At 70.8% G+C, this 25,475-nt stretch carries 19 protein-coding genes; 8 read left to right on the plus strand and 11 right to left on the minus strand.

The features are described from left to right. Nucleotides 1-7 precede the first annotated feature (7 nt). The 6 genes from OG746_RS24385 to rhaI form a co-directional block, all read right to left on the minus strand. Complete coding sequence (locus OG746_RS24385; RefSeq protein ID WP_266717864.1) at nucleotides 8-655, minus strand: LutC/YkgG family protein; 648 nt, start codon at nucleotides 653-655, stop codon at nucleotides 8-10. Next, nucleotides 652-2,130, minus strand: coding sequence for a LutB/LldF family L-lactate oxidation iron-sulfur protein (locus OG746_RS24390; protein ID WP_266717866.1), 1,479 nt, complete (start codon nucleotides 2,128-2,130; stop codon nucleotides 652-654). The genes OG746_RS24385 and OG746_RS24390 overlap by 4 nt, the downstream gene beginning before the upstream one ends. Further along, nucleotides 2,127-2,900, minus strand: coding sequence for a (Fe-S)-binding protein (locus tag OG746_RS24395; protein WP_266717868.1), 774 nt, complete (start codon nucleotides 2,898-2,900; stop codon nucleotides 2,127-2,129). The genes OG746_RS24390 and OG746_RS24395 overlap by 4 nt, the downstream gene beginning before the upstream one ends. Before the next feature lie 92 nt (nucleotides 2,901-2,992). After that, nucleotides 2,993-4,435 carry a rhamnulokinase gene (locus OG746_RS24400; RefSeq protein ID WP_266717870.1) on the minus strand — a complete coding sequence of 481 codons (1,443 nt, stop codon included), beginning with the start codon at nucleotides 4,433-4,435 and terminating at the stop codon, nucleotides 2,993-2,995. A 181-nt stretch (nucleotides 4,436-4,616) separates the two neighbouring features. Beyond that, nucleotides 4,617-6,656 (minus strand): bifunctional aldolase/short-chain dehydrogenase, encoded by a 2,040-nt coding sequence (locus OG746_RS24405; protein WP_266717871.1) that lies wholly within the window; start codon nucleotides 6,654-6,656, stop codon nucleotides 4,617-4,619. A gap of 52 nt (nucleotides 6,657-6,708) precedes the next feature. Beyond that, nucleotides 6,709-7,875 carry an L-rhamnose isomerase gene (gene rhaI / locus OG746_RS24410; protein WP_266717872.1) on the minus strand — a complete coding sequence of 389 codons (1,167 nt, stop codon included), beginning with the start codon at nucleotides 7,873-7,875 and terminating at the stop codon, nucleotides 6,709-6,711. 275 nt (nucleotides 7,876-8,150) lie between these two features. Between rhaI and OG746_RS24415 the strand changes: the two genes are divergently transcribed. Genes OG746_RS24415 through OG746_RS24440 form a run of 6 tightly spaced genes read left to right on the plus strand, consistent with a single transcriptional unit; the run spans nucleotide 8,151 to nucleotide 14,244 of the window. After that, nucleotides 8,151-9,662 (plus strand): sugar ABC transporter ATP-binding protein, encoded by a 1,512-nt coding sequence (locus tag OG746_RS24415; RefSeq protein ID WP_266717873.1) that lies wholly within the window; start codon nucleotides 8,151-8,153, stop codon nucleotides 9,660-9,662. Between the two features lie 43 nt (nucleotides 9,663-9,705). Continuing rightward, nucleotides 9,706-10,761 (plus strand): ABC transporter permease, encoded by a 1,056-nt coding sequence (locus tag OG746_RS24420; RefSeq protein ID WP_266717875.1) that lies wholly within the window; start codon nucleotides 9,706-9,708, stop codon nucleotides 10,759-10,761. After that, nucleotides 10,754-11,740 carry an ABC transporter permease gene (locus tag OG746_RS24425; RefSeq protein WP_266717877.1) on the plus strand — a complete coding sequence of 329 codons (987 nt, stop codon included), beginning with the start codon at nucleotides 10,754-10,756 and terminating at the stop codon, nucleotides 11,738-11,740. Before OG746_RS24420 ends, OG746_RS24425 begins: the two co-directional genes overlap by 8 nt. Nucleotides 11,741-11,790: 50 nt before the next feature. Next, on the plus strand, nucleotides 11,791-12,870 hold the full coding sequence (rhaS, locus tag OG746_RS24430; RefSeq protein ID WP_266717878.1) for a rhamnose ABC transporter substrate-binding protein: 1,080 nt from the start codon (nucleotides 11,791-11,793) through the stop codon (nucleotides 12,868-12,870). Between the two features lie 23 nt (nucleotides 12,871-12,893). Next, a complete protein-coding gene (locus tag OG746_RS24435; protein WP_266719174.1) occupies nucleotides 12,894-13,214 on the plus strand; it encodes an L-rhamnose mutarotase in 321 nt (106 codons plus the stop codon). After that, nucleotides 13,207-14,244 (plus strand): LacI family DNA-binding transcriptional regulator, encoded by a 1,038-nt coding sequence (locus tag OG746_RS24440; RefSeq protein WP_266717880.1) that lies wholly within the window; start codon nucleotides 13,207-13,209, stop codon nucleotides 14,242-14,244. The genes OG746_RS24435 and OG746_RS24440 overlap by 8 nt, the downstream gene beginning before the upstream one ends. 28 nt (nucleotides 14,245-14,272) lie before the next feature. Here OG746_RS24440 and OG746_RS24445 read toward each other — a convergent pair whose 3' ends face one another. The 4 genes from OG746_RS24445 to OG746_RS24460 form a co-directional block, all read right to left on the minus strand. Further along, on the minus strand, nucleotides 14,273-15,064 hold the full coding sequence (locus tag OG746_RS24445; protein ID WP_266717882.1) for an alpha/beta hydrolase: 792 nt from the start codon (nucleotides 15,062-15,064) through the stop codon (nucleotides 14,273-14,275). An 11-nt stretch (nucleotides 15,065-15,075) separates the two neighbouring features. Further along, on the minus strand, nucleotides 15,076-15,906 hold the full coding sequence (locus tag OG746_RS24450; protein WP_266717884.1) for an alpha/beta fold hydrolase: 831 nt from the start codon (nucleotides 15,904-15,906) through the stop codon (nucleotides 15,076-15,078). Between the two features lie 88 nt (nucleotides 15,907-15,994). Continuing rightward, nucleotides 15,995-16,819, minus strand: coding sequence for an alpha/beta fold hydrolase (locus tag OG746_RS24455; protein ID WP_266717886.1), 825 nt, complete (start codon nucleotides 16,817-16,819; stop codon nucleotides 15,995-15,997). Between the two features lie 96 nt (nucleotides 16,820-16,915). Continuing rightward, nucleotides 16,916-19,660, minus strand: a complete 2,745-nt coding sequence (locus OG746_RS24460; RefSeq protein ID WP_266717888.1) for a LuxR C-terminal-related transcriptional regulator — start codon at nucleotides 19,658-19,660, stop codon at nucleotides 16,916-16,918. A gap of 273 nt (nucleotides 19,661-19,933) precedes the next feature. Between OG746_RS24460 and OG746_RS24465 the strand changes: the two genes are divergently transcribed. Continuing rightward, entirely contained in the window at nucleotides 19,934-20,896 is a 963-nt protein-coding gene (locus OG746_RS24465) for a helix-turn-helix domain-containing protein (protein WP_266717890.1), read from the plus strand. 96 nt (nucleotides 20,897-20,992) lie between these two features. Here OG746_RS24465 and OG746_RS24470 read toward each other — a convergent pair whose 3' ends face one another. Further along, complete coding sequence (locus tag OG746_RS24470; protein ID WP_266717892.1) at nucleotides 20,993-24,097, minus strand: alpha-L-rhamnosidase; 3,105 nt, start codon at nucleotides 24,095-24,097, stop codon at nucleotides 20,993-20,995. 276 nt (nucleotides 24,098-24,373) lie between these two features. On the opposite strand from OG746_RS24470, the gene OG746_RS24475 reads away from it, so the two are divergent. After that, nucleotides 24,374-25,402, plus strand: a complete 1,029-nt coding sequence (locus OG746_RS24475) for a LacI family DNA-binding transcriptional regulator (protein WP_266717894.1) — start codon at nucleotides 24,374-24,376, stop codon at nucleotides 25,400-25,402. Nucleotides 25,403-25,475: the final 73 nt, after the last annotated feature.

Consider the following 25,475-nt stretch of genomic DNA (forward strand, 5'->3'; position numbering starts at 1 on the left):
GCGCCCTTCAGCCGCCGCTCACCAGGACGACCTCCAGAGTGCGTGGTCCGTGCACGCCCTCGACCCGGTCGAGTTCGATGTCGCTGGTCGCGGACGGGCCCGAGATCCAGGTCAGCGGGCGGGTCGGGTCGAGCCGTTCGAGGGCCTGCGGGACCGAGGAGACCACCTGGTCCGGGACGCGTACGACGCAGATGTGGTGGTCGGGGACGAGGGTGATGCGGCGGCGGCCCTGGTCGGGGGAGCCGTCGAGGACGATGGTGCCGGTCTCTGCGATCGCGACCGCGCAGGCGGTGACGACGCTGTCGACCTCGTCGAGCTCGGCCGGGGTGTTCTCGGCGCGGTCATGGACCTGCGTGGCATCGGCCTCGGCCAGCCAGCCGTCCGGCAGCCCGGGCGGCACCGCCACGGCCCGCGACCCGTGCCCGGCGAGCAGCCGCGCGATGGTGGCCGGCAACTCCTCACTGGTGGCCCGGTGCACGATCGCCCGGTAGTCGGCGAGGTTCTCCGCGAGGAGTTCCACCGTCTGCTGCGTCGTCCGGTTGCCGTGTTCGCGCAGATAGCTGCGGTCGATGTCCTTGGCGTACGAATCAGGGGCCTCGACCGGGCCGCCGAGGGCGCGGCGCACCCGGCCGAGGATGACGTCTCTGCTGCTCACTTGTTCGTCTCCTTGCCGCCGTTCGTCCGCTTCCACCAGTCGCGGAAGGGTTCCGCGGGCACCTTGGGCAGGTCGCGGGTCGCCGTCCAGGCCTTGCCGGGGCCGGGCACCGTACGTGGGTGGAAGCGGCGGGTGCGCGAGGCGAGGCGCTGGCCGGTGGCGAGTGCCGCCGGGTGGGTGAAGGCCCAGGTGGCGGCGCGCATCGCGGCGCGTTCGGCGGCGTGGCCCTTGGCCGGGCGGAGCATGACCTTGTTGCCGTTGCGGGTGGCGGGGCCGCCGGCCACGACCCGCTCGCGCAGGTGGACGAGGACCTCGGGGATGTCGATGGCGACCGGGCACACCTCGTAGCAGGCGCCGCACAGGGACGACGCGTAGGGGAGCGAGGCGTCGATCTCACTGCCGGTGCCCCGGAGTTGGGGGCTGAGGATGGCGCCGATGGGGCCGGGATAGACCGAGCCGTAGGCGTGGCCGCCGGCCCGCTCGTAGACGGGGCAGACGTTGAGGCAGGCGGAGCAGCGGATGCAGCGCAGGGCCTGGCGGCCGACCTCGTCGGCGAGGGTGTCGGTGCGGCCGTTGTCGATGAGGACCAGGTGGAAGTTCTGGGGGCCGTCGGAGTCGGTGGTGCCCGTCCAGGTGGAGGTGTACGGGTTCATGCGCTCGGCGGTCGAGGAACGCGGCAGGGTCTGGAGAAAGACCTCCAGGTCCTGCCACGTCGGCACAATTTTTTCAATGCCGACGACCGAGATGAGTGTCTCGGGCAGGGTCAGGCACATGCGGCCGTTGCCCTCGGACTCGACCACGACGAGGGTGCCGGTCTCGGCGACCATGAAGTTGGCCCCCGAGATGCCGACCTTGGCGCGCAGGAACTTCTCGCGCAGGTGCAGGCGGGCCGCCTCGGCGAGTTCGGCGGGGGTGTCGGTGAGTCCTTCCGGGGCCGGGCGGCCCCAACTGCCCATCTCCTTGCGGAAGATGTCGCGGATCTCGCCGCGGTTGCGGTGGATGGCGGGGACCAGGATGTGCGAGGGCCGGTCGTTGCCGAGCTGGACGATGAGCTCGGCGAGGTCGGTCTCGTAGGCGTGGATGCCCTCGGTCTCGAGGTGCTCGTTGAGGCCGATCTCCTGGGTGGCCATCGACTTGACCTTGACGACCTCCGACTCGCCGGTCTCCTTGACGAGCCCGGCCACGATCCGGTTGGCCTCGTCGGCGTCGCGCGCCCAGTGCACGGTGCCGCCCGCCGCCGTGACCGACTCCTCCAGCTGCACCAGATAGTGCTCCAGGTGGTGCAGCGTGTGGTCCTTGATCTCCTTGCCCGCCTGGCGAAGGCGTGCCCAGTCGTCGAGTTCGGAGACCGCGCGCTCGCGCTTGTCACGGATGGTGTGCGTGGCGTGCTTCAGGTTGGCGCGCAGGGTGGTGTTGCGTACGGCGTCGTGCGCGGCCTTCGGGAAGGCCGGCATCCCGACGAAAGTGCCGCTCATGCCAGGGGCTCCTCTTCGGTGCTGGCCAGGATCTCGGCGATGTGGACGGGGCGCATGCCGACCTTGAGGCGGGACATGGTGCCGCCGATGTGCATCAGGCAGGAATTGTCGGCGGCGCACAGCACGTCCGCGCCCGTCGATTCGGCGTTGCGGACCTTGTCCGTGCCCATCGCCGAGGACACGTCCGCGTTCTTCACCGCGAAGGTGCCGCCGAAGCCGCAGCACTCGGCCGCGCCCGGCAGCTCGGCAAGCTCAAGTCCCTGGACCTCGCTGAGCAGTTGAGTGGGCCGGTCGCCGAGACCGAGGGAGCGCAGGCCGTGACAGGTGGGGTGGTACGTCACCTTGTGCGGGTAGTACGCGCCGACGTCGGTCACCTTCAGCACATCGACCAGGAACTCGGTCAGCTCGTACGTCTTCGGGATCACCGGCGCGAGCGTGGTCGCGAGGTGGCCGCCGCGGCCCTCCGAGCGGGCCCGTTCGCCCATCCGCGGGTACAGCTCGCGCACCATCGCCGCGCACGATCCGGACGGCGTGATGATTGCGTCGTAATCACCCGAGGCGAGACCGGGGCCGAAGGTGTCGGCGTAGTGGGTGGCCAGCGGCTCGGCCTCGCGGCGGTAACCGGTGTTGTAGTGCGGCTGGCCGCAGCAGGTCTGCGCGGCGGGGAAGTCGACCTCCACACCGAGCCGGTTGAGGAGCTTGACGACGGCGCGGCCCGTATCCGGGTAGAGCGTGTCGTTGACACAGGTCAGGAAGAGCGCGACACGCATCGGGGCCCCTTCGGTCGGTCGGATTCGGTTGGCGCGGCTGGACTGCGGGTGATCATCGGACGGGTGCAGCGTACGTCGTCAGCGGGGGCTGGTCACGGGGTGCGGACGCGTGCCGCTGCCGCGTCCCACGCGCTGCGGTCGCCGCTGGACTCGTAGCGGGCGAGCGGCTGGGTGTCGGCGACGAGCCGGCGCATCGCGACCCGGTCGCCCACGACGCCGTCGGCCCGCGCCTGAACGAGTACGTTGCCCAGCGCGGCGCCCTCGGCGGGTCCCGCCACGACCGGCAACCCGCAGGCGTCCGCGGTGAGTTGGCACAGCAGGGCGCCCCGGGCGCCGCCGCCGACGATGTGCACGACGTCGACCGGGCGATCGGCGAGGCGGGCCGCGTCCTCGATGGCGCGGCGGTGGGCGAGGGCGAGCGAGTCGAGGATGCAGCGGGTGATCTCGGCGCGGGTGCGGGGCTCCGGCTGGCCGGTGGCGCGGCAGGCGGCGGCGATCCGGTCCGGCATGCCGCCGGGCGGCAGGAACGTGGGGTCGCCGGCGTCGACTACCGAGCGCAGCGGGGTCGCCTTCGCGGCCTCGTCGAGCAGTGCGGTCAAGTCCGGCTGGTTCCAGGTGCGTTGACACTCCTGGAGCAGCCACAGGCCCATGATGTTGCGGAGGTAGCGGACCGTGCCGTCGATGCCGAGCTCGTTCGTGAAGTTCGCGGCGCGGCTCTCCTCCGTGAGGACGGGCGCGTCCAGTTCGAGGCCGGCGAGGGACCAGGTGCCGGTGCAGATGTACGCGAAGTTCTCCTCGGTCGCCGGGACCGCGGCCACGGCCGACGCGGTGTCGTGCGAGGCGACCGTCGTCACCGGGACGGGGCCGGTGAGGCCCGTCTCGTCGAGGACGTGGGGGAGGAGTTCGCCCGCGGGGTCGCCGGGGCGGCGGACCGGGGCGAAGAGGTTCACGTCGATGCCGGCGCGGGTGGCGATGTCGTGGGCCCAGTCGCCGGTGCGGGGGTCGATGAGCTGGGTGGTGGAGGCGTTGGTCAGCTCGGTGCCCTGCTGGCCTGTCAGCCAGTACGTGAGGAGGTCGGGGATCAGCAACAGGCTTTGGGCGGCGTTGAGTTGTGCGGTGTCGCGGGCCGCCGTGAGCTGGTAGATCGTGTTGAACGGGACGTACTGGAGGCCGGTGGCCGCGTACAGCTCCTGCGGGGGGATCGTCGCCCACAGTTTCTCGGCGGCGTGGTCCGTGCGGGTGTCCCGGTAGTGGTACGGGTTGCCGAGGAGGGCGTTGTCCGCGTCGAGGAGGCCGTAGTCGACGGCCCAGCTGTCGATGCCGACGGAGCGGACCCGGCCGGTCTTGCGGAGGCCTTCCAGGATGCCCGCGTAGAGGCCGAGGATGTCCCAGTGCAGGCCGTCGGGGGTGCGGACCGGGGTGTTCGGGAAACGGTGGGACTCCGTCAGGGTCAGGGTGTCCGGGGCGACGTGGGCCGTCATGACCCGGCCGCTCGAGGCGCCCAGGTCTATCGCGGCGTAGGGAGTGGTGGGCATGAGGTTGCCTTTGCGAGTGTGCGGTGTGGTGGGTGGCGGGGAGGCGAAGTCGCCCCCGCCTCCCCTTCCCGTCCCGAAACCGGGGGCGGGCCCCCGGGCCCCGGGGATGCGGGCGTCGTCGGAACATGGCGTGCCCAACGTGGTTGCGCGCGCAGTTCCCCGCGCCCCCAAACCCCCGGGTTCAGCGGAGGAACGCTGCCGCGACTCCGGCGTCGACCGGGACGTGCAATCCGGTCGTGTGCGTAAGGTCGCCCCCGGTCAGCGCGAAGACCGCGTTCGCCACGTGCTCCGGCAACACCTCCCGCTTCAAAAGCGTCCGCTGCGCGTAGTACTCGCCCAGCTTCTCCTCCTCCACCCCGTACACCGCCGCACGCTTCGCGCCCCAGCCCCCGGCGAAGATCCCGGACCCGCGCACCACGCCGTCCGGGTTGACCCCGTTGACCCGGATGCCGTCCCCGCCCAACTCGGCAGCCAGCAGCCGCACCTGGTGGGCCTGGTCCGCCTTCGTCGCCGAGTACGCCACATTGTTCGGGCCGGCGAACACCGCGTTCTTGGAGGCGATGTAGACGATGTCGCCGCCCATCTCCTGCGCCCGCATCACCCGCGCCGCCTCGCGCGAGACGAGGAACGAACCGCGCGCCATGATGTCGTGCTGGAGGTCCCAGTCCTTGGCCGTGGTCTCCAGGAGCGGCTTCGAGATGGAGATGCCGGCGTTGTTGACGACCAGGTCGACACCGCCGAAGGCCAGCGCCGCGGCCTTGAAGGCGTCCGCGATCTGCTGCTCGGACGTGACGTCGACCGTCACGGCGACCGCCTTGTCGGGGCCGCCCAACTCCTCGGCCACCGCAGCCGCACCGTCCGCGTTGAGGTCGGCGACGACCACGCACGCGCCCTCGGCGACGAGCCGGTGCGCGATGGCCTTGCCGATGCCGGAGCCCGCGCCCGTCACGAGGGCCACCCGCGTGGCGAGCGGCTTCGGCTTCGGCATCCGCTGGAGCTTGGCCTCCTCGAGCGCCCAGTACTCGATGCGGAACTTCTCCGACTCCTCGATCGGCGCGTACGTGGAGACCGCTTCCGCGCCGCGCATCACGTTGATCGCGTTGAGGTAGAACTCGCCCGCCACGCGCGCCGTCTGCTTGTCCTTGCCGAACGAGAACATGCCGACACCGGGCACGAGCACGATCGCCGGGTCCGCGCCGCGCATCGCGGGGGAGTCTGGCGTCGCGTGCCGCTCGTAGTAAGCGGCGTACTCGGTGCGGTAGTCGGCGTGCAGCTCCTTCAACCGCTCAGCCACGGCGTCGAGTTCGGCCGTGGGCGGCAGGTCGAGGACGAGCGGGCGGACCTTCGTACGAAGGAAGTGGTCCGGGCAGGAGGTGCCGAGCGCGGCGAGGCGCGGGTGCTCGGCGGACGCCAGGAAGTCGAGGACGGGACCCGAGTCGTCGAAGTGGCCGACCTGCGGGCGGTCCGTGGACGCCAACCCCCGGATGAGCGGGGCGAGTTCGGCGGCCCGCGCCCGGCGCCCGGCCGCGCCGAGCGCCGCGTAGCCCTCGATGACCGGGCCGAACGGCTCCTCCTCGCCGCGCTCGGCGAGGAACGTCTCGGCGGTGCGGATCATGTACAGCGAGTTGGCCTCGCACTCCTCGGCCGTGTCGCCCCACGCCGTGATGCCGTGGCCGCCGAGGACGCAGCCGATCGCCTCCGGGTTGGCGGCCTTGATCGCGGCGATGTCCAGGCCGAGCTGGAAGCCGGGGCGCCGCCACGGCACCCACACGACCTTCTCGCCGAAGCACTCGGCGGTCAGCTTCTCCCCGTCGGCCGCGCAGGCCAGCGCGATGCCGGAGTCCGGGTGCAGATGGTCGACGTGCGCCGCGTCCACCAGACCGTGCATGGCCGTGTCGATGGACGGCGCCGCGCCGCCCTTGCCGTGCAGGCAGTAGTCGAACGCGGCGACCATCTCGTCCTCGCGCTCCACGCCCGGGTACACCTCGGTGAGCGCCTTGAGCCGGTCCACGCGCAGCGCGGCCAGACCGGCCTCCTTGAGCGTGCCCAGGTCGCCGCCGGAGCCCTTGACCCACATCAGCTCGACGTCGCCGCCGGTGACCGGGTCCGTCTCGGTGGCCTTGGCGGAGGTGTTGCCGCCGGCGTAGTTGGTGTTGCGGGGGTCGGCGCCGAGCCGGTTCGAGCGGTCGAGGAGGGCGGCGACCTGAGGGTGCGTAGCCATGAAAGGTCCTAAATTCCTGAGGAGTTGACTGCGGTGAACTGCGGGGAGGTGGTTACGCGCCCCACCCCGCCTGCTCCCCGCCGACCCGCTCGGCCGCGATCCGCTCCTGCCACCCGGAGGCGGCGTACGCGGTGACGGGATTCGCCGCGAGCCCCTGCTCCTCGCGCCACGAGGCAAGGAGCGGCCGCACGTCGGTGTTGTACGCGTCCATGATCACGGCGTTCGCGGTCAGGACGTCGCCCGAGGCCTGCGCGGCGCCCAGCGCCTCACGGTCCACGAGCAGAGCCTTCGCGGTGGCCTCCTGCACGTTCATCACGGAGCGGATGACCGCCGGGATCTTCGCCTCGATGTTGTGGCACTGGTCGAGCATGAACGCCACGTTGGTCTCGGGGTCGAAGCCGCCGTTCTTCGCGACCTCGTGCAGGATGCGGAACAGCTGGAACGGGTCGGCGGAGCCCACCATCAGGTCGTCGTCCGCGTAGAAGCGGGAGTTGAAGTCGAAGCCGCCGAGCTTCTTCGCGCGCAGCAGCAGCGCCACGATGAACTCGATGTTCGTGCCCGGCGCGTGGTGGCCGGTGTCGACCACGACCTGCGCCTTGTCACCCAGGTTCATGCACTGCATGTACGAGGTGCCCCAGTCCGGCACGTCCGTGGTGTAGAAGGCCGGCTCGAAGAACTTGTACTCCAGCAGGATGCGCTGGTCGTCGCCGAGCCGCTCGTAAACGGTGGCGAGAGACTCGGCGAGGCGGTCCTGGCGGGCCACGATGTCGTCCTGGCCGGGGTAGTTGGTGCCGTCGGCGAGCCAGATCTTCAGGTCCTGGGAACCCGTCGCGTCCATGATGTCGACGCACTCCAGGAGGTGGTCGACCGCCTTGCGGCGCACCGCCGGGTCCGGGTGACAGACACTGCCGAGCTTGTAGTCGTCGTCCTGGAAGGTGTTGGAGTTGATGGTGCCGAGCTCGACACCGCGCTCCTTGGCGTACGCGGACAGGGTCGCGTAGTCGTCGACCTTGTCCCACGGGATGTGCAGGGCGACCTTCGGGGCGATGCCGGTGAACTCGTGCACCTTCGCGGCGTCGTCGAGCTTCTCGCGGGGCGTGCGGGGCACACCGGCCTGGGCGAACACCTTGAACCGGGTGCCGGAGTTGCCGTAGCCCCAGGACGGCGTCTCGATCCGCTGGTTGGCGAGTGCGGCCTTCACGGCAGCGATGTCAGGCATGTCCACCTCTGAGTACACGGGTCTGCGAGCCGTCTGCTGAATCGTCTCTGAATCGACCGAGTGTGAATCGATTCATTGTGCAGCGAAGCTAGTCCCCCTGGTGGGGTGCGTCAAGGGGGTGTGCGACAACTCGAGCGCGTTACGGAATCGTTTCGTACGTCGATGTATTCCGGCCGTTCAGACCCCTTGACCAGGGCGCCGGGGCGTGGCTAGCTTCCGGAACGTTTCACTGAAACATTTCACGTCGGGTGCCCTTCGACCCCTGGAGAACTGTCATGACGCCACCTGAGCCGGAGACCACTCCGGTGCTCGCCCTGGAGGGGGTGAGCAAGTCCTTCGGTGCCGTGCGTGCCCTGCGAGGTGTGTCACTGAGCCTGCACGCGGGCGAGGCGCACGCCCTCGCCGGTGAGAACGGCGCGGGAAAGTCGACGCTCATCAAGGCCCTCGCCGGGGTGCACCGCCCGGACACCGGGACGGTTCTGCTCGACGGCTCCCCGGTCGAGTTCCACGGCCCCGCCGACGCCCGCGACGCCGGTGTCGCCGTCATCTACCAGGAGCCGACGCTCTTCCCCGACCTGTCCATCGCCGAGAACATCTTCATGGGCCGCCAGCCGCGCCGCTCCTTCGGCCGCGTCGACCACACCACGGTCAAGGAGGCCACCGCGGCCCTGTTCAAGCGGCTCGGCGTGGAGCTCGACCCGGACCAGCCGGCCCGCGGCCTGTCCATCGCCGACCAGCAGCTCGTCGAGATCGCCAAGGCGCTGTCCTTCGACGCCCGCGTGCTGATCATGGACGAGCCGACCGCCGCGCTCACCGGCAGCGAGGTGGCCCGCCTGTTCGGCGTCGTACGGACACTGCGCGAGCAGGGCGCGGCGGTCCTCTTCATCTCGCACCGCCTGGAGGAGATCTTCGAGCTGTGCCAGCGGGTGACGACGCTGCGCGACGGGTCGTGGGTGGCGAGCGAGCCGGTCGAAGGACTCACCGAGGACGAGCTGGTGCGCCGCATGGTCGGCCGCGACCTCGACGAGTTGTACCCCAAGCAGGACACCGAACTCGGCGAAGTGGCCCTGAAGGTCAGCCGGTTGACCCGCGAGGGTGTGTTCACCGACGTGTCCTTCGAGGTGCGGCGCGGCGAGATCGTCGGCCTCGCCGGGCTCGTCGGCGCCGGCCGCAGCGAGGTGGCCCGCGCCGTGTTCGGCGTCGACCGCTTCGACGGCGGCGAGGTCGAGGTGCTCGGGCAGAAGCTCAAGCCCGGCGCGCCGAGCCTCGCGATGCACGCGGGCCTCGCGCTCGTGCCGGAGGACCGGCGGGCCCAGGGCCTCGTGATGGACATGTCCATCGAGCGCAACATCGGCCTCACCGGCTTCGCCGACACCTCCCGCGCGGGCCTCATGAACCGCAAGGCGGAGCGCAGCCGGTCCCTGGACTGGTCGGTGAAGTTGCAGGTCAAGTACGCGCGGTTGGCCGATGTCGTCGGCACGCTCTCCGGCGGCAACCAGCAGAAGGTCGTCCTCGCCAAGTGGCTCGCCACAGGGCCGCAGGTGCTCATCGTGGACGAGCCCACGCGCGGCATCGACGTCGGCACGAAGGCCGAGGTGCACCGGCTGCTGTCCTCACTCGCGGCCGAAGGCGTCGCCGTCCTGATGATCTCGTCCGACCTGCCCGAGATCCTCGGCATGGCCGACCGGGTGCTCGTGATGCACGAGGGACGGCTCTCCGCCGAGCTGCCGCGCGCCGAGGCGAGCGAGGAGTCCGTGATGGCGGCGGCCACGGGGAGGGCCGCGTGACGTCCGTACCCGCACACGCCGCCCGCACCACAAGGAGCACGACATGACCATCACCGCACCACCCGTACGCGAGGACGCGGCGCCACCGCCCACCGCGGGCCGTCGCCTCCTCGACAAGGTGTTCAAGGCGCGCGAACTCGCCGTCGCCGCCGTGCTCGTGGTGATGCTGCTCGCCACGCAGGTCTCCAACACCGAGTTCCTGTCGCAGCAGGGCGTCAAGGACCTCCTCCTGAACGCCACCATCCTGGTCCTCGTCGCCACCGGTCAGGCGATCGTCGTCATCACCCGCAACGTCGACCTCTCCGTCGGCTCCGTGCTCGGCATCTCGGCCTTCGCCGCCGGTGACTACCTTCAGGGCGGCGGCAGTTCGCTGATCGCCGTCGTGTACGCCGTCGCCATCGGCACCGTCTTCGGCGTCCTGAACGGCGCGCTCGTCAGCCTCGGCAAGGTGCCCGCCCTCGTCGTCACCCTCGGCACGCTGTACGTGGTGCGCGGCATCGACTCCATCTGGGTCGGCTCGCAGCAGATCGTCGCCGCCGACCTGCCCGACGGCTTCGTCGACTTCGGCCACGACGGCATCTGGGTCGTGCCCTATCTGGCGCTGCTCGCCGTGGCCGTCCTGGTCTGCGTCGGCTACTACCTGCGCAGCTACCGCAGCGGACGCGAGATGTACGCGCTCGGCTCCAGTCCCGAGGCCGCGAACCTCGCCGGCATCCCCGTCCGCAAGCGCATCATGACCGCCTACGTGCTGTGCGGCGCGCTCGCCGGACTCGCGGGCGCCCTGTACCTGGCGCGCTTCGGCAACGTCGACTCCGGCACAGGCAACGGCTACGAACTCACCGTCGTCAGCGCCGTCGTGGTCGGCGGCGTCGCCTTCACCGGCGGCGCGGGCACCGTCTACGGCGCCGCGCTCGGCGCTCTGCTGCTGACCTCCATCAACAGCGTGCTGCCCGCCATCGGCGTCAGCTCCGTCTGGGTCACCGCCATCAACGGAATCCTGCTGCTGCTCGCCATCGCCGTCGACCGGATCGTCGCGCTGCGCGTCGCCGCAGTGCTGCGCAAGCAGGCCGCACAGATGAGGAGCGCCCGCCATGCCTGACTCCCTGAAACGCTCGGTGCGCTGGGACACCGCCGTCGGCGCCCTGCTGATCGTGCTGCTGCTCTGCTCGTTCGCGTTCGTCGACAACTTCGGCAACGCGCTGAACCTGTCGTTCCTGATCGGCAACACACTGCCCATCGCGATCATCGCGCTGCCGATGACGATGCTCGTCATCTCCGGCGAGGTCGACCTGTCGGTGGGCTCCACGGTCGGCCTGTCGGGCGCCGTGATGGGCGCGCTGTGGAACAACGGCATGGCCATCGAGACGATCATCCCGCTGTGCCTGCTGCTCGGCGTGGTCTGCGGCCTCATCAACGGGCTGCTCGTCACCCGGCTCGGCCTGCCGTCCCTCGCCGTCACCATCGGCACCATGGCCGCCTACCGGGGCATCGCGCAGATCGTCCTCGGCTCGGACTCGGTCACCGACTTCCCCTCCCAGTACCTGGACTTCGGTGCGAACCGGATCGGCGACACGTTCATCCCGTACGCCGCCCTGCCCTTCGTCGTCCTCCTCGCCATCGCGATCGTCGTGCTGCACGCCACCCGGATGGGCCGCTCCCTCTTCGCGACCGGCGCGAACGAGGAGGCCGCCCGGTTCGCCGGTGTGCGCGTGAAGCGGCTCAAGCTGTCGATGTTCGTGACGACCGGACTGCTCTCCGCACTTACCGGAGTCTTCTGGGCGCTGCACTACGCGAGCGCCCGCTACGACAACGCCACCGGGCTCGAACTCTCCGTCATCGCGGCCGTGTTGCTCGGCGGCATCGACTTCGACGGCGGCAAGGGCACCCTCGGCGGCGCCATCGCCGGTGTGTTCCTGCTCGGCACGCTGCAGAACGTGATGAGCCTGCTCAACGTCTCCGCGCAGTCGCAGATCGTCGTCACGGGTGTGCTGCTCGTGATCTCGGTGCTCGCGCCGCGCGTCGGCCGTCAGATCGCGCAGGCGAGGTCCCGCAAGAGGACGGTCACCGCGGTCACTTGAGGCGCCCACCCGTACCACTCACTCCCGCCCACCCCACGTAAGGAACCGTCATGTCCCAGAAGACGCGCCGGCTCACCGCGGCCCTCGCCGTGACCACCGCCCTCGTCCTCGGCGCCTCCGCCTGCGGCGGCACCACCAAGTCGGACTCCGACAAGGGCGACGCCAAGTCCGCCGCCGCGGGCAAGGCCGACCCCAACGCGAAGACCAAGAAGGGCCTCACGGTCGCCTTCCTGCCCAAGCAGGTCAACAACCCGTACTTCACCACCTCCGACAACGGCGGCAAGAAGGCCGTGCAGCAGCTCGGCTCGACGTACAAGGAGGTCGGCACCAGCTCCGGCACCGACACCTCCGGACAGGTCTCCTACGTCAACACCCTGACCCAGCAGCAGGCCGATGCCATCGCGGTGTCCGCGCAGGACCCGGGCGCCCTGTGCACCGCGCTCAAGCAGGCCATGAAGAACGGCGTCAGCATCGTCACGTACGACTCCGACACCAAGGTCGACTGCCGCAACGTGTTCGTCTCCCAGGCCAGCGCCGAGGACCTCGGCCGCACCCAGGTCCAGGAGATGGCCAAGCAGATCGGCAACAAGGGCGAGATCGCGATCCTCTCGGCGGCCCAGACGGCCACCAACCAGAACACGTGGATCAAGTACATGAAGGACGAGCTGAAGAAGCCCGCCTACAAGGACATCAAGCTCGTCACGACCGCCTACGGGGACGACGACGCGCAGAAGTCGTTCCAGCAGACCCAGGGCCTCCTCCAGGAGCACCCGAAGCTGAAGGGGATCATCTCCCCGACCACGGTCGGCATCAAGGCGGCCGCACAGTACCTGTCCGGCTCGAAGTACAAGGGCAAGGTCAAGCTGACCGGCCTCGGCACCCCCAACGACATGCGCGCCTACGTCAAGAACGGCACCGTCGAGGCCTTCGAGCTGTGGGACCCGGCGAAGCTCGGCGCGCTCGCCGCGCACACCGCGGTCGCCCTGGAGTCCGGGCAGATCACCGGCAAGGCGGGGGAGAAGTTCAAGGCCGGGGACATGGGTGAGTACACGATCGAGAAGGACGGCGTCGTCACCCTCGGCAAGCCGACCGTCTTCAACAAGAAGAACATCGACGACTACAAGTTCTGAGCGGGGCAAGGGACATGAGTGACATGCAACGGGTCTGCTTCCTGCTCAAGGTCAAGGCCGACCGCATCGACGAGTACCGCGCCCGACACGCGGACGTGTGGCAGGAGATGCGCGAGGCCCTGACCGCCACCGGCTGGCACAACTACTCGCTCTTCCTGCGCGAGGACGGACTGCTCGTCGGCTACCTGGAGACCGAGGACTTCGACAAGGCGCGCGCCGCGATGGACGCCACCGACGTGAACGCCCGGTGGCAGGCCGAAATGGGAGAGTTCTTCGAGGCGTTGGACGGGCAGGCGCCCGACGCCGCGATGCGCCCGCTCACCGAGGTCTTCCACCTTGCGTGAACGCGCCCCGGGCCGGGCGACGGTCGGCATCAAGGACGTCGCCCGGGAGGCGGCGGTCTCCGTCGGCACCGTCTCCAACGTCCTGAACCAGCCCGACCGGGTCTCCGGGCCCACCCGCCGCCACGTTCAGCAGGTCATCGCCCGGCTCGGCTACGTACGCAGCGAGTACGCCCGCCAACTGCGGGCCGGGCACAGCCGGATCGTGTCGCTGCTCGTCCTCGACATGGGCAACCCGTTCTTCGTGGACCTCGCGCGCGGCGCCGAACGTGCCGCGCGCGAGGCGGGGCTCGGGGTGATGGTGTGCAACAGCGCGCAGAGCCCGGCCGTGGAGGCCGAGTACCTGTCGATGTTCGCCGAACAGCGGGTCCGCGGCGCCCTCATCACCCCGGCCGACCCCAGCGGCGCCACGCTCCGCGACTTCCGCCGCCACGGCATCCCGTACGTCGTCGTGGACCGCGTCGCCGGCGACGAACCGGGCTGCTCGGTGGCGGTCGACGACGTGGCGGGCGGCGCGCTCGCCCTCCGCCACCTCGTCGACGCGGGCCACCGCTCCATCGCCTACGTCAGCGGACCGCCCCAGCTCAAACAGGTCCAGGACCGCCGCGAGGGCGCCCACAAGGCCCTCGCCGAAGCGGGCCTCCCCGCCACCCACCTCTACGAACTCCCCACGGACCGCCTCGACGTGGCAGCGGGCCGCGACGCGGGCGCCCGCCTCCTCGGCCTCGCCCACCGCCCCACAGCCGTCTTCTGCGCCAACGACCTCCTCGCCCTCGGCGTCCTCCAATCCCTGTACGCGGCCGGGGTCCGGGTCCCCGACGACATGTCACTGATCGGATACGACGACATCGAATTCGCCTCGGCGGCGACGGTCCCCCTCACCTCGGTCCGCCAGCCCGCCGTCACCCTCGGCGCGACGGCGGCGCGGCTGCTCCTGGAGGAGACGGGGGAACAGGCACCCGTCCATCGGCATCAACACGTCGTGCTGAAGCCGGAGTTGGTCGTACGGGGGTCCTGCAAGGTGCCGCGCTGATGGGGGCTGCCGGACCCGCACCTCGCGGTCAGGAGTGCCCCAGCGCCCACTCGAGGGCGTGGTCGGCGATCTCCTCCCAGCCGTCCTGCGCCGGCATCAGGTGGGAGCGGCCCGGGTACTCGATGATCTCGGTCAGGGCCCCCGACTTGTAGTGCTTGGCGTTGGAGCGCTGGATCTTCGGCGGCATCAGGTGGTCGGTCTCGCCGGAGATGAACAGCAGGGGCGCGCGCTTGTCGTTGTGGTAGTCGACGTACGAGTCGGCGTGGCCGGGGTGGATGTTGGCCAGCGCGCTGCCCCAGAACACATGGCCGGAGGCGGGGATGTGGTAGCGCTCGTACGCCGCCCGCGCCTGGTCCTCGGGGAAGGTGTTGGTGAAGGCGTAGCGCCACTGGTCGTAGGTGAAACCGACGGCCTTGTGGCGGTTGGCGGGGTTCTTGAGCACCGGGAACGTTGCCTTGGCCTGCGCCAGGGGGATGACCGCGACGCCCTCGGTGGGGGCGGAGTTCATCGCGACGCCGCAGGCGCCGTAGCCGTGGTCAAGCAGGATCTGGGTGAACACCCCGCCCGCCGAATGCCCCATGAGGATCGGCCGGGTGTCGAGGCCGTCGATCAGCTTCTCCAGCGACGAGATGATCGCGGGGACGGAGAGCTGCTCGATGGGGGCCGGGTCGGCGTTGAGGGCCTCCACCTCCACCTCGAAGCCCGGGTAGCCGGGTGCGAGGACCCGAAAGCCCTTGGTCTGGTAGTGGGTGATCCAGTGTTCCCAGCTGCGGGGTGTGACCCAGAAGCCGTGGATGAGGACGATCGTGTCGGGTTTCACGGGTGGACCCTTCAACGGGTGGCTAGGTAGGCGGACTTGATGACGTCGGCGGCGGCCTGCGGGTGGGAGATCATGACGACGTGCGAGGAGCGGATCTCGGTCACCTTGCTGCCGGCGCGCTTGGCCATGAACCGCTGGACGGCGGGCGGGATGACCTTGTCCTGGGTCGGGATCAGGTACCAGGAAGGGATGGTTCTCCAGGCGGGCGCGCCGCTCGGGCCGCTCAGCCCTTCGACCGAACCGGGGCGCTGGGTGACCGCCATGAGACGTGTCTCGGCAGCGGGGAGATCGGCCGCGAACACCGCATGGAACTTCTCGGCCGCGATGTAGCCGTCGGTGCCCTCGCCGTCGCCGGGCAGCGGATAGGGGCGCGGCACGAGCGCGGCCCCCAGTTCGCTGCCGGGGAACTGCTGCGCCAGTTGCAGCGCGCTCTCGCCCTCGTCGGGCGCGAACGCCCCCAGGTACACCAGGGCCTTGACGTTCGCGTGCCCGCGGGCGGCGTTGGTGATGACGATGCCGCCGTAGGAGTGGGCGGCCAGGATCACCGGTCCCGTGAGGGTGTCCAGCACGCTGGAGATGTACGCGGCGTCGCCCGCGGTGTCCCGCAGCGGGTTCGCCGGCGCGATCACCGGGAAGCCGCTCTTGTGTAGCAGTCCGATGGTGGCGTTGAAGCCGGAGGCGTCGGCGAACGCGCCGTGCACGAGGACGACCGTCGGTTTGGTGCCGGCGGCCTTTCCGGCGGACGTGGCCGATGCGGTGCCGGCGGCGCCGACGAGGCTCGCGGCGCCGGCCGCGAGCGCGCCGCCGAGGATACGGCGGCGCGGAGGATGACCGGGGTTCATGGGTGACTCCTTCTGAAGCGGGCAGGCAGGGAAGGGGCGTGCAGAAACCATGTGCCGGGCTCGGTGCGGCGGCGGCTCGGGAGCCGCTTCAGGAGTTGAGGAACTCCAGCAGATCCGCGCCGAGTTGGTCCTTGTGCGTGTCGGTGATGCCGTGCGGAGCGCCCGGGTAGACCTTCAGCGTCGCGTTCTTGATGCGGGCGGCCGACGCCTTGCCGCCGACCTCGAAGGGCACGACCTGGTCGTCGTCGCCGTGGATGACCAGCGTGGGCACGTCGATGGCGTCCAGGTCGGCGCGGAAGTCGGTCGCGGAGAACGCCGCGATGCACTCGTAGGCGCTCCGGTGCCCGGCCTGCAGACCCTGGCGCCAGAACGCCTCCCGGATGCCCTGGGAGACATCGGCGCCGGGCCGGTTGTTGCCGAAGAACGGACCGTCGGCCAGGTCGCGGTAGAGCTGCGAGCGGTCGGCGAGCGAACCGGCCCGGATGGCGTCGAAGGTCTCGACGGGGACGCCGCCGGGGTTGTCGGCCGTCTTGAGCATGAATGGCGGCACCGCCGAGACGAGGGCGACCTGGGCGACGCGGGCGGTGCTGTGGCGGCCGACGTAACGGGCGACCTCGCCACCGCCGGTGGAGAAGCCGACCAGGGTGACATCGCGCAGGTCCAGGGTGTCGATGAGCGTGGCCAGGTCGTCGGCGTAGGTGTTCATCTCGTTACCGCTCCACGTCTGGGTGGAGCGGCCGTGGCCGCGCCTGTCGTGGGCGATGACGCGGTAGCCGTGGGTGGCCAGGAACAGCTGCTGGGCCTCCCAGCTGTCGGAGCTCAGGGGCCAGCCGTGGCTGAGGACGACGGGGCGGCCCGTACCCCAGTCTTTGTAGTAGATCTGCGCACCGTCGGATGTGGTGACGTAGGGCATGAACTGCTCCCGACCGAGGAGGGGTTGGCTGCGACGCTTCGATGGTTCGCCGGTCCGGGCGGTCGCCGCATCACGTGCGCCGCGTAGTGGGCGCGGTCACGCGCGTAGGGCCTCGGCGAGCCGACGCCGGGAGGGCACGTCCAACTTCCGGAACACCTTGCGCAGGTGGTAGTCGACCGTGCTGGCGCTGATGATCATCTGGGTGGCGATCTCGGCGTTGGTCGCGCCCTGCGCCGCCAGGTGGGCGATCTTCAACTCCTGGGAGGTCAGAGGCTCCCGTGCCCCTTCGGGAACCTTGGTCAAGTGCGCGCCGGTGGCGGCCAGTTCGCGTGCGGCACGCTGTGCGAAGGCGCCCGCGTCCATGGTGCGGAACATGGTCAGGGCGGTCCGCAGCGGCGCCCGTGCGTCCCTGCGGCGCCTTCGCCGGCGCAGCCATTCGCCGTACAACAGGTGGGCGACGGCCAGATCGGCCTCGGCGCTCGTCCGGGACAGCAGGTCGACGGCCCCGCGGTACAGCGGCTCGGCGTCCCCCGCCCCGGCGAGCAGGGCCCGGGAGCGCGCCAGCAGCCCCAGCGCCCACGGCGTGCCCGCGGCTGTGGCCCGGCCGGCCAGGATGCGCAGGGCCGCGGTCGCCAGCGTGCGGTCCCCAGAGCGCACGCCCACCTCGACGACCGCCGGCAGGTGCCGGGAGTGCAGCCCGAGCGCATCGGGCCGGACGAGTTCTTCTGCCACCGGGCGGGCCGTGGCGTAGTCCCCGCTTCCCAGCGCGAGGATCAGTACACCGCCGTGCGCGAGGGACTCCAGCGCTCCGTCGCCGCGCGTGCGGGCGTCCTCAAAGGCCCGGTGCAGTGCTTCTCGCGGGCCGTTGTCGGCGGCACGCCAGGCCAGCAACTCGGCATTCCGACGGTGCTGTGGCTCGGCGGCGGGTCTGCCCATCGCCGCCCGGAGTTGGCGGCCGTCGGCCTCCAGTGCCTCGGCGGCCGCCAGATGTCCCAGCGTGGTCTCGGCCGTGGCGGAGCAGGAGAGGATCGCGTCGAGGTGTCCCAGGGCGCCGCGCCGCCGGGCGATGCCATCGGCGCGCTCCAACAGGGCGGTACGGGCGTCGTGGTCCCACAACAGGGTGGAGAACCAGGCGCCGAGCCCGTAGCCGCCCAGCACCACGTCGTCCGGAGTGTCCGGTGCGAGCAGCGACGTCAGAGCCTTGCGCAGCTGGGGAACGGCCTGTTCGTAGCTGTCACCGGCCAGGACGGTGAAGCCGCGCAGCAGTTCGTCGATGCCCGTCGGCGGCCCGGATGCCGCCAGGGAGTCCACCGCGCGCGCGATCTCGGCCGCCGTCGTGGCGGGGGTGCGTTGCCGTGCGGTGAACGTCAACTCGGCCGCGTGCAGCAGCGCTTGGCGTGTGCGCCCCGGCTCCTGGGCCCCGAACGCGGACGCGGCGGCGAGGCACAGCGCCGACGCCCGCGCATGGGCATCGGGCCCGCCCAGGCCGTCGACGACCCCGGCCCGCACCAGAAGCGAGTCGGCTCGCCCCGCCTCGCTCAACAGGCCGACGTCGACCGCCCCCAGCAGCACGTCGGCCTGCCGTGGCGCTCCGGCGGCGACGGCGGCCTCGGCGGCGGCGAGAAACCGCCCGGCACGGGCGCCGCCGTCCGGCGAGAGCTCCGCCGCCCGCGTCATGAACGTCACCCGTGCCGCGTGCCCGCCGCGTGTCGCGGCCCGGTCGGCGGCACGCTCCACCTCGTCCGCCACGGCGGCATCACGGCCGGGCACGGTGGCAGCGAGATGCCACGCGCGCAGATCCCGGTCGTCCGGACGGTCCGTGACATTCGCCAACGCGCGGTGCGCAGCACGCCGTTGCACGCTCGTGGCACCCCCGTACACGGCCGGGCGCACCAGCGGATGCCGGAACTCCACGGCGGCGCGCAACACCACCATCCCCGCGTCTTCGGCGGGCCCCGACGCGTCCGCCACGATCCCCAACAGGTGCGCAGCGCGCGCAAGATAGTGAAGGTCACCGCTGGGCTCGGAGGCGGCGAGCACCAGCCACGCGCGCGTGGCGTCGGGCAGCCCGCGTACCTGCTGCCGGTAGTGCTCCTCCAGCCGGCTCCCCACAGGCAAGGGCTCGGGCAGGGCCAGCGAACCGGCGAGGTGTTCGGCGGAGAGTTCCCGGCCGAGGTCGCTCAGCGCCCGGGGGTTGCCGCCGGTCGCCGCCACGATGCGGGCCCCGACCACGGGGTCCAGCGGCCCGTCCGCCACGGACCGCAGCAGCTCCAGCGCATGCGGCTCCGCCAGGCCGGGGACCGGGACGACGGGCAGACCGGGCGGGATGTCGAAACCGGCCCTGGCGGCGAAGACGAAGCCGACTCCCTCGGCGTGCAGCCGACGGCCCACGAAGGCGAACACCTCCAGGGAGTCCCGGTCGAGCAGGCAGGCGTCGTCGACACAGCACAGCACCGGACGCAGCTTGGCCTTGTCCGCGAGAAAGGCCAGCAGGGCGAGCCCCACCAGGAACCGGTCCGCCGGAGGCCCGTCGGCCAGCCCGCAGGCGACCTTCAGCGCCTCCTGCTGGAGCGGCAACAACGCCCCGCCTTCCTTGAGTTCGTCCTGGAACGGGACGAGCAGCCGTTGCAGCGCGGCGAACGCGAACCCTGCCTCCGCCTCGATTCCCGCCAGCCGCAGCACCCGAAGGTCCGCCGCCTCCGTGACCACGTGGTCGATCAGTGCGCTCTTGCCGATCCCCGCGTCACCTTGCAGGAAGAGGACGCCGCTCAGCCCCTGACGCAAGTCCGCGACCAGGAGGTCGAGTTGTCCGCGCTCATCGGACCGGCCGTGGAAGGTCATACCCAGCACCTCTCGCCGCACCCCGTAGTTGTGAAGGACTTGTGCGCGAGCGTGGCACGGGTGTCGTCCGTCGGCTTGCCCCTGCCTGCCGGCGCCTGTTCCCTCCGTGCCACGACCCTGGCCGCACGCGACCTCCGCACCTGGCGCACCGTGCGCCACAGGAGGCGTGAGCGCAGGCCTGTGCTGCGTACATTCACCTTTGCCCGGCAAGACGCACGCGGCGGACACTGGCGCCTCGGGCGGCGACGGGCCGCTGCCGGAAGGGGAGGCGTTGTGCTCGTCCTCGACACAAGCGACCTTCCGGTCGGCGACCGGATCGCGGCCTTCGAAGCGGTGGCCGCCGGTGCGGGCGGTGTCTCCTCCGTTCAGGGGGAGGAGCCCGAGGGAACGGTCTGGCAACGCCTCGAACTCTGGCCCCTCGGGCCACTGACGCTCTTCCACACCCAGGGCACCGGGATGCGCGTCTCCCGCTCACCCCGGCAGGCGCGACGCGATGCTCTGGACACTGTCGCGATCAACATTCATCGCCAGGGAACCGGCGGCTTCTCCTGGACCGACCATCACCAGCGCATCGGCCCGAACAGCGCGACCCTGCAACACATGCCAGCCGGGTACGAGTACTGGTGGTCGGGCCTCGGCAGCACGCTTGCCCTGATGTTCGACACCGAACGCTTGGGGCTGCCCGAAGAGGCGATCCGCGCCGCGATCCCGACGCTCGAACACAGCCCCGTGGGCCAGTTGTTGATCAACCACGTGCACGGCCTGCACGGCATCGCCGACCGCGTCGCCACGGGCCCCGAAGCCGACGCCCTGGCCTCGGCCACCCTGGAACTCGTCCGGGCCTGGGTGGTGTCCGTCGCGGGCGACGACGCCACCCGCCGCGCCGTCGCCACGGAAACCCTCCTGACCCGGGTCCTGGCCTACGCCCGCGTCCATCTGAGGGAGCCCGATCTCACCCCGCAACGGATCGCGTGGGCGCACAACACGTCCGTGCGGACGCTGTACCGACTGTGCGCGGACGGCGGGCTCAGTCTCGAGAAGTGGATCGTCCGCCGCCGGCTCGAGGGCGCCCGCAGTGACCTCGCGGCGCCCTCGCATGCGCACCGCACGATCGAGGCGGTCGCCCGGAGTTGGGGCTTCGGCAATCCCGCCTTCTTCTCGCGCCGCTTCCGCGAGGCCTACGGCACCACTCCCGGCGAATGGCGAAGGCGGTCGCGGCAGGGCGAGCCCTCCTGACGTCCTCCACCGAGTGCCCACGGAGGATGAGGAGAGCCCGCCCTCTCGCGTCAGCGGACCGAACCCGACCGCGTCAGCGCACCGAGCCCGATCGCGTCAGCGCACCGAACTCGTCAGCTGATACCGCCCCGCAGGCAGCCGGAACGTCGCCCTTCCGTCGGCGAAGCCTGCCGCCCGCACGCCCTCGACCTGCGCGAGCGGCGTACGCCCCGCGCGCACCGACGACGCCGACACGCTGGGCAGACTCAGCGTCGCCTCCGTGTTGGCGGGCACGGTGGCCTCGAACGTCAACGTCCCGTCCTTGGCCAGCTCCCACTCGCTGGTGATCTCGCCGTAGGGCGACATGTGCCGCGCCGACACCTGGGTGATGGCGCCCGTCGGGTCGACGTGCGGCTGGAGCCGGAAGCGCTGGAAGCCCGGGTGGTCGGGGTCGACGGCGATGCCCGCCATGTACGCGTACATCCACTCCATGATCGCGCCGTACGAGTAGTGGTTGAAGGAGTTCATCTCCACCGGGCCGAAACCGTCGTCCTTGGAGTAGGAGTTCCAGCGTTCCCAGATCGTCGTCGCGCCGTTCTTCACCGAGTACAGCCAGGAGGGCATGGCGTCCTGGTGCAGCAGCTTGTACGCGAGGTCGGGGCGGCCCTCGTCGGTGAGGACCGGCGCCAGCACGTTCACCCCGAGGAAGCCGACCGACAGGGTGTTCTCCGCGTAGTCGACGCGGGCGCTGTCGGGGTGGGCGGCCTTGTACGCCGCGTCGTTGCCGATGTTGTCCGCCAACAGGCCTACCAGCGCCCGGCGTTGGGCCTGGGTGTCGTAGAAGCCGAGCTTGAGGACCCAGAGGAGGGCCGACTGGCTGTTGTCCTCAGGGTCGCCGCCCATGACCGGCTTGCCGCCGAGGCTGGACCGTACGGTGATCTTGTCGCCGTCGACGACGATGTACTTGGCCATGAAGGCGCGGCGGACGCGGGTGAAGAGGTCCTCGTACGCCTTCGACTCCGCGGCGCGGCCGGTGGCCTTCGCCATCTGTGCCATCAGGCGGACGCTGTACGCGTAGTAGACGTCGCTCATCAGCTGGGTGCCGGTGTTCTGGAAGGCGAGCCAGTCGGCGAAGATCGCGCCCTGTCCTGCGTAGCTGTCGCCGCCCTTCTTCTTGATCCAGTCGATGTAGCCGACCATCGCGTCCCAGCTGCGGTCGATGATGGTCCGGTCGCCGCTCATCTGCCATACGGTCCACGGCGCGACGACCCCGCAGTCCGCCCAACCGCTGCACGGCTCCGCCGCGTTGTACCGGTTGCCGGGCGCGACCGCCGTGAACTGCGCGCCGTCGACGCCGTACGTCTTCTGCGACTCGATCAGGATGTCCTCGAAGTGGCTGAGGAAGGCGACCGAGTCCGTGTTGTAGAGGCCGGTGCTGGAGAACACCTGCGTGTCGCCGGTCCAGCCGAGTCGCTCGTCGCGCTGCGGGCAGTCGGTGGGCACCCACAGATAGTTGCCGCGCTGGCCCCAATGGACGTTGCTGATCAGCTGGTTGATGTCTTCGTCGTTGGTCGTGATGCTGCCGGTCTCACGGATCGCGGAAGTGGCGACCTTGCCGGTCACGTCCGAGACCGTGACCTCGGCGTCCTTCGTGGTCACCTCCACCGACACGTAGCGGAAGCCGTAGAAGGTGAGCGAGTCCTGGTGTGTCTCGCTGCTGCCCGCGCCCTTGAGGACGTATGTGCTCGTGGCCTTCGCCGAGCGCAGATTGGCCCGGTACAGCGAGCCCTCGGGGCCGTCGGCGCCCTTGCTGTCGTCGTTGAGCATCTCGCCGAACCTGACGACAACTTCGGCTCCGGCGGTGCCGCGCAGCGTGTAGCGGGGGACGCCGACCATGTTCTGGCCGAGGTCGAAGACGGCGGTGTCACCGGGGCGCAGGGTGACCGGGCCCGGCTTGCCGTCGGTGGAGCGGGCGGGGTCGGGGACGATGCGGCCCTTGCCGTTGGCGCTCGACTCCTCGCCCGTGACCTCGGAGTAGACCGTCAGCGACTGAGGGGTGCGGTCCCACTTCTCCATCAGACGGGCCGTCTCGCCGGGGTAGGCGGTCAGCTTGGCGTCCGGGAACTTCGCGGCGTAACCGACCTCCTCCACGTCCGACCACTTCGAGGCGTCGAAGCCGCTCGCCGTCCAGCCGGTGAGCTCCTTGCGGGCGTCGTAGGTCTGACCGTCGTAGATGTCGTCGGCGCGGTAGGGGCCGGTGTCGGTGGCCTTCCAGCCTGCGCCCGGCTTCGTGACGACGCTCTGCGTGCTGCCGTCGGCGAAGCGGATCAGGAGCTTGGCCTTGAGGGCGAGCGGATTGCCGTCCTTGGAGTAGTACTTGCTGCCCTCGGAGACGCGCGCGTTGTACCAGCCGTTGCCGAGCACGGCGGCGAGCGTCACGGCACGGCCGCCGCCGCGGGTGACCGACTCCGTGACGTCGTACGTCATGTAGTTGACGGTCGTGTCGTAGTTGGTCCAGCCCGGGGTGAGCAGTTCGGCCGTGCGCCCTTCGCCCTCGGGGACCGTGACGTGCTCGCCGTTGACGTACGCCTCGTAGACACCGAGCGCCGACACGTACAGGCGCGCCTCGCGGATCTGGCCCTTGCCGCGCAGCGCGGTCTCGCTGCGCAGCAGCGGCGCGCCCGCCGAGTTGGGCTTCTTGCCCTTCATGCCGATCCACTGCGCGCCGTCCCAGCGGGTGGTGCCGTCGCTGCTCAGCAGGGCGGTCTCGAAGCGGGCGGCGGGGGAGGTGCCGACCTCGCGGCCGTCCGCGTCCCACACCGTCACGGACCAGAAGTACCCGGTGGACGGCTTGAGTTCGGGACCGTCGTAGCGCACGGCCACCGAGTCGGACGACGTCACGCGGCCGCTGTCCCACACGTCGGCGCGGGCGAGCCGCGCGGCGCTCGACGCCACCCGGATCCGGTACGCGCCCTGGGTCAGGCCCCGCTTCCGCGAACCGAGCCGCCAGCCGAAGCGGGGGCGGGTGGCGTCGGTGCCGAGCGGGTCGGTGCGGTGTTCGGTGGTGAGGCCGGTGACCGCGCCGTTCGGGGGAGCGGGTGCAGAGGGGAGAGCGGCGGGTCCGGTGGGGGCCGCGGCGGCGGTGGGGGCCGCGGCCGCGATGACGGGCACCGCGCCCGCGCTCGCGGCGAGGACGGTTCTGCGACGTATGTCGCTGCGCATCTCGGGTGTCCCTTCGTCGGTGAAGGCGTTCCGGTTCAAACGATTCAGGTCCGCGCCGCGAGAGGCAAGGGGCGTGCATGAGGTATGTATGAGGCGTATCTGGCCTACTGGTGCGACATGCTGGGTGGATGGAGGCAGGGGGAGGGACGTCGCGCCTGTTGGGGAGGTGGTCAAGACCGAAACGATTCACCCACTCGTCCGATGTGTCGAACACCGGACGGGCCCCGCCACGTACACTCCGACTGCCGCACCAGCTCACCAGGAGGACCACACCCGATGGGACAGTCCGTGGGGATCAAGGACGTCGCCCGCGAAGCGGGGGTGTCCGTGGGCACGGTCTCGAACGTGATCAACCGGCCCGAGGCCGTGGCCGACGCGACGCGTGCCCGCGTGCAGGCCGCCATCGAGCGGCTCGGCTATGTCCGCAGCGAGTCGGCGCGGCAGTTGCGCGCCGGACGCAGCCGCATCATCGGCCTGCTCGTCCTCGACATGGGCAACCCGTTCTTCGTGGATGTCGCGCGCGGCGCCGAGCGGGCCGCGCGCGACGCCGGGCTCGGGGTGATGGTGTGCAACAGCGCGCAGAGTCCCGCCGAAGAGGCCGAGTACCTGTCGCTCTTCGCCGAGCAGCGGGTGCGCGGAGTCCTCCTGACGCCCGCCGAGGCGACAGGCCCCACCGTGGAGGCCTTCCGCCGGCACGACATCCCGTTCGTCCTGGTCGACCGGGTCGCCGAGGGCGCCACCGAGTGCTCGGTCTCGGTCGACGACGTCAACGGCGGCGCGCTCGCCGTGCGCCACCTCATCGACGCGGGACACCGCAGCATCGCCTACGTCAGCGGCCCCCGCACGCTCAACCAGGTCCAGGACCGCCGCCAGGGCGCCCTGCGCGCCTTGGAAGAAGCCGGCCTCCCTTCTTCCGCGTTGCGGGAACTCCCGACGGAACGGCTCGACGTGGCAGCGGGCCGCGACGCGGGAGCCCGCCTCCTCGGCCTCACCGAGCGCCCCACCGCCGTCTTCTGCGCCAACGACCTCCTCGCCCTCGGCGTCCTGCAGTCCCTGTACGCGGCCGGGGTCCGGGTGCCCGACGACATCGCGATCGTCGGCTACGACGACATCGAGTTCGCGGCGGCGGCCGCGGTCCCGCTCACATCGGTGCGACAGCCCGCGGTCCACATGGGCGCCCTGGCCGCGGACCTCCTCCTGGAGGAGATCGAGGCGGCGGACGACCCGGAGCGTGCGCACGAGCACCGACGGGTGGTGCTGCAGCCGGAGTTGGTGGTGCGCGGATCGAGCCTGGGCGCGCGCTGATACGCGTACCCGGGCCTGTGGGCCGTTCGGCTCTAGCCGCTGCCGACAGCCGTGGCTAGCGTGCTCTGGAACC

The sequence above is a fragment of the Streptomyces sp. NBC_01016 genome (genome assembly GCF_026341035.1).
Taxonomy (GTDB): Bacteria; Actinomycetota; Actinomycetes; order Streptomycetales; family Streptomycetaceae; genus Streptomyces.

Excerpts from the sequence above, each read along its gene's own strand:
- OG746_RS24460 (WP_266717888.1), bottom strand. The coding sequence starts at position 19,660 with ATGACCTTCCACGGCCGGTCCGATGAGCGCGGACAACTCGACCTCCTG.
- OG746_RS24420 (WP_266717875.1), top strand. The coding sequence starts at position 9,706 with ATGACCATCACCGCACCACCCGTACGCGAGGACGCGGCGCCACCGCCC.
- rhaI (WP_266717872.1), bottom strand. The coding sequence starts at position 7,875 with ATGCCTGACATCGCTGCCGTGAAGGCCGCACTCGCCAACCAGCGGATC.
- OG746_RS24425 (WP_266717877.1), top strand. The coding sequence starts at position 10,754 with ATGCCTGACTCCCTGAAACGCTCGGTGCGCTGGGACACCGCCGTCGGC.
- rhaS (WP_266717878.1), top strand. The coding sequence starts at position 11,791 with ATGTCCCAGAAGACGCGCCGGCTCACCGCGGCCCTCGCCGTGACCACC.
- OG746_RS24450 (WP_266717884.1), bottom strand. The coding sequence starts at position 15,906 with ATGAACCCCGGTCATCCTCCGCGCCGCCGTATCCTCGGCGGCGCGCTC.
- OG746_RS24455 (WP_266717886.1), bottom strand. The coding sequence starts at position 16,819 with ATGCCCTACGTCACCACATCCGACGGTGCGCAGATCTACTACAAAGAC.
- OG746_RS24435 (WP_266719174.1), top strand. The coding sequence starts at position 12,894 with ATGCAACGGGTCTGCTTCCTGCTCAAGGTCAAGGCCGACCGCATCGAC.
- OG746_RS24405 (WP_266717871.1), bottom strand. The coding sequence starts at position 6,656 with ATGGCTACGCACCCTCAGGTCGCCGCCCTCCTCGACCGCTCGAACCGG.
- OG746_RS24400 (WP_266717870.1), bottom strand. The coding sequence starts at position 4,435 with ATGCCCACCACTCCCTACGCCGCGATAGACCTGGGCGCCTCGAGCGGC.
- OG746_RS24470 (WP_266717892.1), bottom strand. The coding sequence starts at position 24,097 with ATGCGCAGCGACATACGTCGCAGAACCGTCCTCGCCGCGAGCGCGGGC.
- OG746_RS24395 (WP_266717868.1), bottom strand. The coding sequence starts at position 2,900 with ATGCGTGTCGCGCTCTTCCTGACCTGTGTCAACGACACGCTCTACCCG.
- OG746_RS24390 (WP_266717866.1), bottom strand. The coding sequence starts at position 2,130 with ATGAGCGGCACTTTCGTCGGGATGCCGGCCTTCCCGAAGGCCGCGCAC.
- OG746_RS24415 (WP_266717873.1), top strand. The coding sequence starts at position 8,151 with ATGACGCCACCTGAGCCGGAGACCACTCCGGTGCTCGCCCTGGAGGGG.
- OG746_RS24475 (WP_266717894.1), top strand. The coding sequence starts at position 24,374 with ATGGGACAGTCCGTGGGGATCAAGGACGTCGCCCGCGAAGCGGGGGTG.